The sequence below is a fragment of the Phenylobacterium sp. LjRoot219 genome (genome assembly GCF_964252995.1).
Lineage (GTDB): Bacteria > Pseudomonadota > Alphaproteobacteria > Caulobacterales > Caulobacteraceae > Phenylobacterium.
On the sequence record NZ_CAXUQI020000002.1, the window covers coordinates 1,420,797 to 1,433,428 of the forward strand.

The 12,632-nt window shown below is 64.8% G+C and carries 7 protein-coding genes; 3 read left to right on the forward strand and 4 right to left on the reverse strand.

Features of this window, described 5'->3' with window-relative positions; translation table 11 throughout:
• Window positions 1-167 precede the first annotated feature (167 nt).
• From ACSQ14_RS24645 to ACSQ14_RS24655, 3 genes are all read left to right on the forward strand, one after another.
• Window positions 168-1,037: an SDR family NAD(P)-dependent oxidoreductase gene (locus tag ACSQ14_RS24645; RefSeq protein ID WP_436017510.1), complete on the forward strand. Its 870-nt coding sequence runs from the start codon at window positions 168-170 to the stop codon at window positions 1,035-1,037.
• 89 nt (window positions 1,038-1,126) lie between these two features.
• Window positions 1,127-3,541, forward strand: a complete 2,415-nt coding sequence (locus ACSQ14_RS24650; protein WP_436017512.1) for a TonB-dependent receptor — start codon at window positions 1,127-1,129, stop codon at window positions 3,539-3,541.
• Between the two features lie 700 nt (window positions 3,542-4,241).
• The gene (locus tag ACSQ14_RS24655) at window positions 4,242-6,509 is read left to right on the forward strand and encodes a TonB-dependent receptor (RefSeq protein WP_436017514.1); all 2,268 of its coding nucleotides are present in this window, start codon (window positions 4,242-4,244) and stop codon (window positions 6,507-6,509) included.
• Between the two features lie 158 nt (window positions 6,510-6,667).
• On the opposite strand, the gene ACSQ14_RS24660 is transcribed toward ACSQ14_RS24655, so the two are convergent.
• The 4 genes from ACSQ14_RS24660 to ACSQ14_RS24675 all read right to left on the reverse strand — a co-directional run bounded on the left by ACSQ14_RS24660 (window position 6,668) and on the right by ACSQ14_RS24675 (window position 12,611).
• The gene (locus tag ACSQ14_RS24660) at window positions 6,668-7,960 is read right to left on the reverse strand and encodes an MFS transporter (RefSeq protein ID WP_436017516.1); all 1,293 of its coding nucleotides are present in this window, start codon (window positions 7,958-7,960) and stop codon (window positions 6,668-6,670) included.
• Between the two features lie 348 nt (window positions 7,961-8,308).
• On the reverse strand, window positions 8,309-10,399 hold the full coding sequence (locus tag ACSQ14_RS24665; protein ID WP_436017518.1) for a PQQ-dependent dehydrogenase, methanol/ethanol family: 2,091 nt from the start codon (window positions 10,397-10,399) through the stop codon (window positions 8,309-8,311).
• Between the two features lie 77 nt (window positions 10,400-10,476).
• Window positions 10,477-11,916: an aldehyde dehydrogenase family protein gene (locus ACSQ14_RS24670; protein WP_436017520.1), complete on the reverse strand. Its 1,440-nt coding sequence runs from the start codon at window positions 11,914-11,916 to the stop codon at window positions 10,477-10,479.
• Window positions 11,917-12,056: 140 nt separating this feature from the next.
• The gene (locus ACSQ14_RS24675) at window positions 12,057-12,611 is read right to left on the reverse strand and encodes a TetR/AcrR family transcriptional regulator (RefSeq protein WP_436017522.1); all 555 of its coding nucleotides are present in this window, start codon (window positions 12,609-12,611) and stop codon (window positions 12,057-12,059) included.
• Between the last annotated feature and the right edge of the window lie 21 nt (window positions 12,612-12,632).

Consider the following 12,632-nt stretch of genomic DNA (forward strand, 5'->3'; position numbering starts at 1 on the left):
TGGGTGCAGCCCGAAGGGAAGCTGTCCGGCGATTGAGCTCGCAGCGGCTCCGCCTTCGGGCGCCGGAGCATCGCCCAAGCCGCCCCCGATCGGCCGCCCGCCAGCGGCGGCGCCCAGCGCGTGGTGAGGACCGCGTCGTCTCGAACTAGCAAACACGGAGAAACGTGATGGACAGGTATCCACGGGTCGCGGTGATCACCGGCGCCAGCTCAGGCATTGGCCTCTTCACCGCCAAGGCGCTGGCGGCCCAAGGATGGCGCATCATCGGCCAGGGCCGCCACCCGGAACGCACGACGGCAGCAGAGGCCGAGATCCGCGCCGTCGCGCGTCCGGGCGTCTCCGTGGACCTCATCCAGGCCGATCTTTCGCTACTGGGCCAGGCTGCACGGCTAGCCGACCAGATCGCCGCCAGAACCGACCAGATTGACGTCCTGCTCAACAACGCCGGGGGTGCGTCCGACGCCCAGGTGATCACGGTGGAGGGGAACGAGGCGACATTCGCGGGGAACCACCTCGGCCACTTCGTTCTCACCAACAGGCTGCTGCCGCTGCTCACCAAGACGGCCGCAAACGCCGCCCCCGGCGCGACTCGGATCATCAACACCTCGTCCAGCGCCCATGAGGCGACCCCAGGCCTGAACTGGGACGATCTCCAGATGTTCGAGGGCTTCGTCCCGATGGTCGCCTACTGCAACGCCAAACTGGCCAACGTCCTGTTCACCCGGGCCTTGGCCAAGCGGCTGAGCCACTCCGGCATCGTGGTGCACGCGGTGCATCCGGGCGCGGTCGACACCAACTTCATCAGCTACGTCGATCCGGCCACCCAGGCCTTCCTGCGCGAGCACGGCATGATCAGCGTCGAAGAGGGCGCCGACACCCTTATCTGGCTCGCCGTCGCCGATGAGCCGGCGCGCTCCAGCGGCCAGTATTGGCACGAGCGTAAGACCGTCCCGACGAGCGCCTTCGCAAGCGATGCAGAGGCCGCCGAACGTCTCTGGCGCGAGAGCGAGAAGCTTGCGTCGGCCGCAATGACATAGGCGGCCCGCAGAGCGGCCGAGGCGAACATTAAGACGCAACCAAGGTCGCCAGGGTTTCGGCTAGCAAGCAACACGAAGGGGGAGGCATTATGCTCTGTATTCGCAAGAGGATTGTTCTCTGCGCGACCACGGCCTTGGCTGGCCTTATTTCGGCCGCACCGGCCGGAGCGCAGCCGGCCGGCCAAGCGGCCGAACAAACGCAATTAACGGAGGTCATCGTCACGGCGCGTAAGCGGCAGGAGTCCCTGCTCCAGGTGCCGGTGATCGAGACCGTCATATCTGCGGAGCAGTTGGACAGATTTCAGGTCACGGATCTGACGGACCTGCCGAAGCTCGCGCCGGGCCTCAATCTCGGCCACGCCCTGCTTTCCATCGGCACGCAGATCTCCATTCGCGGGGTCGGGACCAGTTCGTCGGATCCAGGCGTGGACCAGTCGGTGTCCCTGAACATCGACGGGCTGTCGCTGGGGCAAGGCCTCGCGTTCCAAAGCGCCATGTTCGACCTCGGTCAGGTCGAGATCCTGAGGGGGCCGCAGGCCCTGTTTTACGGAAAGAGCAGCCCGGGTGGGGTGATCTCGCTCACGACCGCTGATCCGACCGACAGGTTCGAGCTCATCGCCCGCGCCGGGTATGAGTTCGTCGCGGACGAGCGGCGGGGCGAACTGATCATCTCTGGGCCGGTTACGGATACTCTCAAGGCGCGCCTATCGGGCATGTACTCGCAAGCCGAGGGATACTTCACAAACGACGCGGTCGCCGTGACCTCGACCGGCGCCGTCGATCCTTACAGGCGCGAGCCGCGGCCCCGCAGCTACGTTGTCCGAGCAACTCTCCTCTGGAACCCGACGGAGAAGTTCGACGCGCGGATGAAATTCAACTTGGTGCACGACCGCGCGATTGACGCCGAGACCCAGCAGCTGACCTCTTGCCCGGACGGGGTCGGCTCCGCCCCCTTCGGGATACCCTTCATCGGCGGCGACGACTGCAAGTTGGATAAGCATCTTCGGGTCGTCTACATGAACCCGGCGACCTTCCCAGGCGTGCCCAACAACGGCGTTCCCTTCCTGGAAAACAACCAGAAATATGGAACTGTCGAGCTGAACTATCAGCCGCTCGACTACCTGGGTGTGACGTCGACGACGGCCATTTACCAGCTCAGCTCTAAGAGCATGGTGAACACTACCCATACCACAGCAGCTGCCCCCACTCTGGTATTCGACAACCGCTTCAAGCGCCGCGATTTTACGCAGGAACTGCGGCTGAACAGCGACTTCGAGAATCCGGTGAACTTCACTCTGGGCGCCTTCTACCAGGACGGGCGAATCAACGACCGTGTCGTCGGACGAGGCAACCCCAACTATCGCTTCCCGGCCTTCGTGATGAACGGGCTCACGTCCGTCGACATCAAGACCTATTCAGTGTTCGGTCAGCTGCGCTGGAAGATCACGCCCGAGCTGGAATTGGCCGGCGGTGCGCGTTGGACCGACGAGAAGCGCAGCGAGCAGGTGGAAAACTTCCTGACCGGCCGGCCCGTCGTCGTACCCGTCGCCGTGCCGAGCATTCGCTCCAAGAACACGGCGCCTGAAGTCACCCTCACCTATACGCCGACCAGCGACCTGACGATATTCGGGGCCTATAAGAGAGGCTACAAGTCCGGGTCATTCAGTATCGCGACCATCACCCCGCCAGGCGGCAACAACGCGTTCGGCGACGAAAAGGTCAAAGGTGGCGAAATCGGCGTGAAGAGCCGGTTGCTCGACCGTCAGGTCGCGCTCAACGTCGCAGCCTACGACTATCGCTACACCGGCCTGCAGGTCGGCGCGATCGAGCCTTCGGTGGGCGGCGTCCCGGTGATCCGCACCGTGAACGCCGGCTCGGCGCGCACCTACGGGATCGACATCGACGCCGCCTATCGTCCGGCAGCCATCAAGGGTCTCGGCCTGAGCGCCGCGCTGAACTGGAACCGCGGCCGTTACAAGACTCTGAACAACGTTCCCTGCTATGGCGGCCAGACGATCGCCGCCGGTTGCAACCGGTTCCTGAATCCGAACACCGGGCTCTTCACGGCCCAAGATCTTTCGGGCACGCCGCTGATCCGCGCGCCCGAGTGGCAGGCCAATTTCGGCTTCGATTACGACTTTCCGGTCGGCCATGGCCTCACTGTCGCGCTCGGCAACAACAACCAGTATTCGTCGAAATACGTGACTTTCCTGGCTACCGGCCGCCCGAACAACGACAACTACCAGGACGGTTATCTGAAGGTCGATGTGAGCGCCGCCCTCCGCGGTCCTGATAATCGATGGGAGCTCGCTCTGGTCGGCAAGAACATCACCGACAAACTGACATCGGGGAACTGCTCGCCATCCAACTATGCTGGCGGCATCATCGGCGGTCAGGTCACGGGTGGAACCGGCGCGGGGATCGCGGGAATCGACGAGGTCGCCTGCTACACCGACGTCGGCCGCTCCGTCTGGCTTCGGCTGACCGTGCGTCCGTTCAATTAAGGCGAGACGCGGAGGCATCTCTAAGAAGGAATGGGCGACGGCGAAATCATGGACGATCCCGTGCCGCCTCTCCTGCGGAGATGCCTCTTGCGCGGCTCGTGAGCCGTCCGTGAGGAACGAACACGTCGATCGGCCGCGAAGCCACGCCCGAACATGCCGAAGACCGCGGCCTGCCGTCGGGACCTTAGATCCCTACCCCGACGCGCGAGTGGTCTGGTCGGCGACCTCGACTAAAGTTTGCGGATGCTGACCCGCAGAGCGAACCCGCCTCAGAAGTTGGTCCGCGTCGAGCCGCGCCGGAGAGGCCGTGCCGGTTCTCTCCGAGCGGCGTAGAGGGAGACCGGCCTCTAGCAGGCCGGCAGGAGATCGCTGCTTGACCAAAGTCGCGGATGCTAACCAAATGGTTAGGCCAAGTCTGCCGGAAAGGCGGCGCGCAGGGGAGATCGTAGAATGATGGCGGTGCGGGCTGAGCGGCGCGGCGCGCTGATCCCGTGTTCATCGCCGGGACTGCACGAACCCAAGTGAGACGAGTGGGCCGGCGGCTGGGTGAGCTGCACGGTCGTGGTCAATCGGCCGACGAGAAAACTCAAATTTCAAGACGAACGGGCTGGATGCGGGATCGCGAGACCTCTGTCCGTTCGAAGCAAATGGATCGCAGCAGACTGCGTCGTAGCAGCGCGGCAGAAGAAAAGGGAGAGGTATGAAACGGTCAGGGTGCGGCAAGGCAGTACTGTTCTGTGGGACAGCGTTGGTCTTCGCTACGGCAGCTCATCCCGCGCTAGCGCAATCGCAGGGCGAACCCCCCTCGAGCACCTTGCAGGAGGTGGTGGTCACCGCGCAGCGTCGCTCGGAACGACTTGAAGAAGTGCCGATGTCGGTTAGCGTCGTGAACAACGAAGCGCTGGAGATGTCCAACGTCGTCAGCTTCCAGGACATCGGCCGTATCGCCGTCGGCACTCAGATCAATTTCTCCGGCGCCTTCCTGCAGCCGGCGATCCGTGGCGTGAGCACGCTGACGAACGGCAACTTCGTCGAGAACAACGTCAGCATCTTCGTCGACGGCTTTTATGATCCAAGCTCGACGACCATCAACGCCGACCTGGCCAACGTCGCCGACGTCCAGGTGCTGAAAGGTCCGCAAGGCGCGCTCTATGGCCGGAACGCCACCGGCGGGGCGATCTTGATCAACACGCTCGGTCCGTCGACGACCCTGACCGGCAAGTTCGACGCGACCTACAGCCGGTTCGACAACAAGATCCTGAACGGCTTCATCGCCGGCCCGATCAGCGACCGCCTGCGCTACAGCGTCTCCGGCTATTACCGCCACACTCCGGGCTATCTGAAACAGATCAGCCCGACGACCGTCGGCGAATATGTCGACCGCGTCGGCAAGGTGAGCATGCTGGCGACGCGGCTCAAGCTCCAGGCGGACGTCACCGACGACTTGGTCGCGACCCTGGGCTACAGCTACGGCTACAACCAGGACAACCGCATCGCCTACTACAGCACCTACGCCCATGTGGGCATTCCCACCCTGGTCCCGCCGGTGCGGGTCCGGCGCGTCGGCGAAGTCGCCTTCAACGGCGAGCCGGTCCAGTATGCGATCAAAAACCAGGGCACGCTGAAGCTCGCCTGGAACACGCCGCATGGTACGCTGACGTCTTATACGGGGTACGGCGACTCCGTTCAGAAGAACAACTTCGACTTCGACGGCTCCTATGCCGATCTGACCTTCACGAACATCAAGTTCCGCCAGAGCACCTTCCAACAGTCGGTCGACTACGCCATCAACGTCGGCGAGAAGCTCGACCTGATCGTCGGCGGCCTCTATTATCGAGACTTCATCAGGAACTCGGATGGACAGGCCGCGCCGGCGATCTTCGGTCCGAACCACGTCCTCAGCTTCAACACCTTCTCGCGCCAGGTCACTGAGGCCTGGGCGGTGTACCTGGACGCCACCTACCAGTTGACGGACCGGTTCAGCGTCGCCGCAGGCGCGCGGTACAGCCACGACGAGAAGAGCTTCTCGACCTATAACCGTCGCCCCGACAGCTCCGTCTACGCCGTCGGCATGGCCGACGACAGCTGGAACAGCTTCAGTCCGCGGGTCACCGCGCGCTATGAGCTCGCGCCGCGCACAAACGTCTACGCGTCCTGGTCCAGGGGCTTCCGGACGGGCAACTTCTCCGGCGCGGCCGCCTCGGCAGGCCTGCCGGTCGTCGCTTCCGAGCCCGAGAAGATCGACGCCTACGAGATCGGCTTCAAGACGGCTCAGTCGAACTTCCGGTTCGAAACGGCGGCCTTCTACTACGACTACCGCGACCTGAACGTGAACCAGGTGGTGCCTATTCCGAATTGCCCGCAAGGTCCGGGCCTCTGCGGCGTGGCCACGATCTTTGGCAACGCCCCGAAGGCCGAGGTCTATGGGCTGGACGTGGAATTGACCTACAGCCCGATCGACAACCTCAACCTGCACGGCGGCGTGTCTCTGCTCCACGCTCGCTACCGCAATTACCCGAACGCCCTGGGCACCGGGGTGAATGCGGCCAATACGCTGAACGTCGCGAACCAGATCCAGGATTGGTCGGACAAGCAGATGGCGCGGGCGCCGGAGGTGTCTGGCAACGTCGGCGCCGACTACACGATGGACCTGCCCTATGGCAGCCTGCTGCTGGCGGCGAACGTGAACTTCACTAGCAACTACGCCATCAACAACCCATCGCTCTATGGCCCGGCCGCGCCGGCCGATCTGCGGGGCAAGCAGCGGTTCCAGCAAGGGGCGTACGCCCTGCTCAACGGCCAGGTAACCTGGACGCACCCCTCAGAGAACTACTATGTGCAGGTCTTCGGCACGAACCTCACCGATCAGGAATACCTGCTGAACTACAACGGCGGGTCACCCTTCGGCGACTACAGCGCCATGGCCGAGCCGCTGTCCTACGGCGTGAAGGTCGGGGCCAAGTTTTAACCGGAGGCCTACCGGGCGTCGGGCCGCAGCGCCCGTCGCCCGGCAGGCGCCACCATGCGGCCGAGGCTACGTAGGCTCGACTGAATGGTGATATCGAACCTAAAGCGCCCGGGGTCGGCCCTGAGACATCGCCGGGGCGAGGTCGCCGGAGGTGTCAGTTATGCGATGCGGACGCGGTCGTCCTGAACACGCTTGGGGCCGACGGCTGGCGGAACGACTTCCGTCCAGTCGGGGTAAGGGCCAAGCCTGAAGAGTAGCGCGCCACATACGAAGCTGCTGATCACGCCAAGCACGAGAAGCGGCTCATAACCGCCGAAGACATCGAATATCGCACCGGCCGCGACCGATCCGAGCCCGCCGCCTATGCCGACGATGCTGGTCATCACCCCAAAGATCTTCCCGTAATGGGCCATGCCTCCGTAGCGCCCCGTCAGATACGCGCACAGCTGAAGCTTCGTACCGGCCGTGTAGCCGATGATCATCATGGCCACGATGATCAGCACCGGCGTGCGCAGGGGCTCCATCAGCATGACATATCCGGCCGCGGGAACTGTCAGGCTGATGCTCGCGATCCAGCTCGCGTTCCACCGATCCGTCATCCAGCCGGTAAGCAGTTTGCCGAGGATGCCGGCGGCTCCTGCGAGGCTCGCGAGCCAGGCCGCCTCCGCCCTTGGGATGCCTGCCGACGTGAGGATCGGAACCTGATGGATTAGGGTTGCAGTTCCGACGAACATCGTAATGAGCGTTGAGGCCGCGATCCTCAGCAGGGGAAGGCTTCGCAGCGCCTCCCTGAAGGTCAGTCCTGGCGCGGCGGCCTTGGCGGAGGATTGAACCTGCCCGGCGTGATCGCCGCGCACGTCGCGTAAGAACAGCACCGCCAGCAACAAGCAGGGCGTGCCCCAGACCAGTCCCAGGATGATGTAGGCGGCTCGCCACCCGAGGCTGTCGATCAACGTCTGCGCGACTGGCGGTGCGAATATCTGTGAGAGAGCTGTGCCGCACAGGACAACGCCAAGAGCGAGGCCTCGGGCCTTGGTGAACGCCCCCGAGATGACCGTGGTCCACACGGTCGCCTTCACGCCCAGGCTTACGATCCCGTAGAATAGCCACAGGCCAATCCATTGCAGGACGGAGCCGTTGGCGAGGCTGATCATGGCCAGCGACGCTGCCGTAAGCGCGATGGACGGGATGGCCAAGCGACGGCTTCCCCAACGGTCGATGAACGCCCCGATCGACGGCGAAAACAGCACCATCAGGATCGCAGGGATGACGCTGACCAGGGAGATCTGCGCCCGCGCCCAGCCGAACTCCTGACCGAGCGGCTCCATGAACAGGCCGATGGAGTAGCTTGAGACCGAATGCAAAGAGAAGCCGGTCGCCGCCGCCAAGGCCAATGGCCAATGCCGGCGCCACTCGGAGGAAGCGGACTCTGAAGCGGGGAACTCATTCACGCGGATCGCCTCTCAGGATGCGGATGTTCGACTAGGCGGGTGCGACGCCAAGCCCTGGCCTCCAGGAAGCGCAGCGATAGCTCGCGGCCGGGCACCCAGTTCGTCTCGCCCCTCCCCCACAGACCGAACAAGAAAAGAACGCCGGGCGGCGGCCGCCGCCCGGCAGTAGGTCCAGCGGGGAGTAGTGCTGGATGGGGGAGCGCAGGCGTAGCGCACTGTCACACCAAACTCGCCTGCTGAGCGCATATCAGGAAGCCGCTCCCGAAGGGCTGTGCGAGCGCCCGAATAGCTGACCCGCTCGACCGAGCGAGAAGGGGTGGTTGAGAGTTGACGCTGCAAATGACGGGCTCACATCCGCCCGGGCGCCACGTCAGGCGTCGCAATCTCGCCTTTCCCAAGCGCTTGGCGCGCACCGGCGCGGATGTAAGCCTGGATTTGGCTGACCTGCTGACGCGACAGCTCCTGGAACTGCGGCATGCCCGAGGGCCGCAAAGCGCCGTCATGAAGCACGCTCCAGAGCGCCTCGCGGTCGAGCGCAATCTGAGATTCCCGCAGGTCGGGACCAGGAGCGCCGGCGGAGCGCAGCGCCAGGCCGTGGCACACCGCGCAGTTCATCCCGTAGAGCAACTGTCCAGCCGTCACATCCGTCGTGTCTAGCTTGAGCGTGGGATCGTCGAGCGGCTTCAGCGGCGTGTGCCGCGCCGGCGTGGGCGGCAAGCTCGCCGTGCCGTCGAGCGAGAATGTGAGCAGGCGGCGCGGGGCGTCGAACCGCCAGCCCGCGTCCATCAAGTTACTGATGATCCCGGCGGTGCCTCCGAAGCCGACGAGAACAGACACATACTGCTTGCCGCCGGCCGAGTAGCTGATCGGCGGCGCAATGATCCCCTGCCCTGCGTAGAACCGCCAGAGCCGTTCGCCCGTCGCGGCGTTGTAAGCGCTGAAATAGCCGTCAGCGCCGCCTTGGAAGACGAGGTCGCCGGCCGTCGCAAGCGCCCCGCCGTTCCACATGTCGTCGTGCGGCGCCCGCCAGCGCTCCTTCTGGGCCACCGGGTCCCAGGCGATCAGCGCGCCTTTGCCGTCCAGCGGATCTTCCTTGACGAGCGAGATGGTCAGGCCGCCATAGGAGACCTCTCCTGGCGCGAGGGTCTGCCCCTTCCGCAAGCGGACGGCGGCCTGCATGTAGGGGATGTAGACGAGGCCGCTCTTCGGGCTGAAGGCCATGTCCTGCCAGTTGTGGCCGCCCTGATTGCCGGGCCAGATCACCGTCTCGCCCGTCTCGTAGCGGATGTTCTTGGCTTCGACCGGCCGGCCGGTCTGCAGGTCGATCCGTTCCGCCCAGGTCACCTTGCCGGTCTTCTCCGCGGAGATCAGCTTCCCGGTCTCGCGGTCGATGACGTAGAAGAACCCGTTCGTGGGCGCCTGCATCAGCACCTTGCGCGCCTTGCCGTCGATCTGCAGGGTCGCGCTGATCATGTTCGCCGTGGCCTTGTAGTCCCAGGCCTCGCGCGGGTTGACCTGGTAGTGCCAGACATATTTGCCGGTGTTCGCATCGAGCGCGACGATCGAAGCCAGGTAGAGATTGTCGCCGCCGCCGGGACTGCGCAGCTCAGGATCGTAAGGTCCCGCGTTCCCCGTGCCGATGTAGACCCTGTTCAGCTCGGGATCGAAGGTGATGCCGTTCCACACGGTCCCGCCGGTGCCGGTCTTCCAATACTCGCCGCTCCAGGTCGCCGCAGCCCGCTCCATCGCAGGGTCGCCGCGGTTCTCCTCGGGGCGTCCAGGGACCGTGTAGAAGCGCCAGAGCTGCCGGCCCGTCGCGGCGTCGTAGGCCGTGACGTACCCGCGCGCGCCGAAGTCGCCGCCGCCATTGCCGATGATCACCTTGCCGTTCAGCGTACGCGGGGCGCCAGTGATGGTGTGGAAGCTGTCGAGATCGACGGTCTGCGCCGTCCAGAGCAGCTTGCCGGTCTTCGCGTTTAGCGCCAGGAGCCGGCCATCCAGGGTCGCCGAGAAGATGCGTCCGTTCTCGTAGGCGGCCCCGCGATTCACCGGAAAGGTGAAGCGCATCTTCCTTGGATTGTGGCGCCAGACCTCGGGATCGTGCTTCCAGAGCAGCTCCCCGCTCGCCGCGTCGACGGCGTAGACCGCGGAGTAGCTGCCCGTGAAGTAGAGGACACCGTCAACGGCTAGCGGCGTCGCCTCGAGCGAAATTTCCCCGGGCAGATCCAGCGCATACTCAAGGCCGAGCTTGCCGACCGTGCGGGTGTTGATGCTCCTCAAACGGCTGAAGCCGCTCTCGTCCGCCCCGCCGCCGTGGCTCGGCCAGTTCTCGGCCGCCCCAACCGCGGAATAGCGGCGGACCGCCTCGGCCCCGCACCCGCCGAGCACCGTCAATACGCACACGGCGATCGCCGGCGCCAAAGCCTTCACCGATTTCATGCTGTTCCCGTCGAGGAGGGGCGGCGGGCGGCGACCGGGACAACGCTCGCTGGTCAAGTGACCGTCCGCCGCCGGCCTCAGATTTCCGCGTAAACCGTCTTGGTCTTGAGATAGGCGTTCAGCCCTTCCCAACCGTACTCATAACCCCAGCCCGACTGCTTGTAGCCGCCGAACGGCTGGCTGACGTCCCAGGCCAGCTGCGCGTTGAGCCAGACCGTGCCAGCCTCTAGCCGCTTCGCGAGTCGGTGGGCGCGTGCGATTTCGCGCGTCCAGACCCCCGCGGCCAGGCCGTAGGTCGAGTTGTTCGCCTCGGCGATGACCTCCTCCTCGTCGTCGAACGGGATTACGGCGATCACCGGCCCAAAGATCTCCTCCTGCATCATCCGCATGTCGGGACGTACATTGGTCACCACTGTCGGCTCGAAGAAGTAGCCGGGGCGATCGAGGATCCGTCCCCCTGAGACGACTTCCGCGCCTTGGACCCTGCCCTCCTCCACCAAGTTCGACACGCGCTGCAGCTGGCGCTGGCTGATGATCGGGCCGACTTGAGCCTCTGGATCGTCACTCCCGCCGAGCTTCATCGCCTTGCCAAAGTTCGCCAGCCCCTCGACGACCTGGTCGTACACGCCCCGCTGCACGTACAGGCGCGAGCCGCAGACGCAGCCCTGGCCGGCGTTGATGAAGATGCCAAGTCCCGCCCCCGGAACGGCCTTGCTGAGGTCGGCGTCGTCATAGATCAGCACGGGGGTCTTGCCGCCAAGCTCGAGGGTCACCCGCTTGAGATTGCCGGCCGCGGCCTGGACGATGAGCTTGCCAGTCTCGGTGGAGCCCGTGAAGGCGATCTTGTCCACGTCGGGATGTCGCGCGAGCGCCGCGCCGGTCGTTTCGCCGTATCCGGTGATGATGTTGACGACCCCGTCGGGCACGCCCGCCTCGGCCAGGATCTCCGGCAGCATCAGCGAAGTAAGCGGAGTCTCCTCAGCTGGCTTAAGCACACAGCTGCACCCGGCGGCCAGAGCCGGGGCAAGCTTGACCATCGCGCCGTAGAAAGGACCGTTCCAGGGAATGATCAGCCCGGCGACGCCCACCGGCTCCTTCAGCGTGTAGGCGTGGTAGCGTGCATTCGCGCCGCTGATCCCTCCCTCCGCCATGATGTCGGTCGACTGGCCGTGGATCTTGGTCACCCAGCCCGCGTAGTAGCGGAAGACCTCCGCTGCCGAGGCGATCAGGTTGCGGGCCAGCCAACGGGCCATGCCGTTGTTGCGAGCCTCAACTTCTACGATCTCATCGATGCGTCGATCCACGATCTCCGCCACGCGCCAGAGAACCTTGGCGCGGTGCTTCGGCAGCATCTCTCGCCAGACGCCGGATTCAAACGTCGCCCGCGCACGCGCGACCGCCGCATCGACGGCCCTCGGCCCCACATCTGGCACTTCCGCAATCTGCTCCGCCGTGGCGGGGTCGAAAACCGGAATGACGGCCGCAGGCGCGTCCGCGCCAATCTGGTCCAGTGGCATCTGTTTCCTCCCACTGCTGTCGGCTTTCGCGCCGGCTTGAGGCTAACCATCTGGTTAGCGGGAGGGGCCGTCAAGTGCATTTCCGCCGCGGCGGGATACGAGGTGCGGAATTGCGGCTGCGGGAGGACCGCATAGGCGAGCTAGGCGCCGACGGAACTCGCACCCTTTGCGGGGGGCTCGAGGCGCTCGAGACACCACCCCACCAAGTCTCTAACCGCGGCATGACCACCCGATATGCCGAGCGTGTTCTCAAGGCCGATGATCGCTCCGACGTTCGCGAGCACCAGGCTCGTCGCCAATGGCGTGAAGACAGAGGCTTCCGGCGTGTTTTGGGGGAATTTCTCGGACAGCTTCTCCGCGACCAAGCGGCGCATGAACTCGCCGAAGCGGATGGTCTCGGCCCCGATGATCTCATTGTGATTGGAGAGCCCCAGGAACTCCATAGTCAGCGCGGCGTCCAAGGGCTCGGATGAAGCCTCCCAGAAGGCGTGCAGCGGACGGTCCGAGGCGAGGGCCTGTTCGAGGCCGTCGAGGACGCGCTGCGTCCGTCGGCGATAGGTCGCCAGAAGCAGATCGTCCATGCCTTGAAAATAGTAGAAGACGAGTTGGTAGTTTAGCCCCGCGCGCTCCGCGACGCTCCGCGCGGATACCGCCGCATATCCTTTGTCGCGCATCACCGCCTCAACCGCGTCCATCAAGATCGAGCGCGTCTCGGA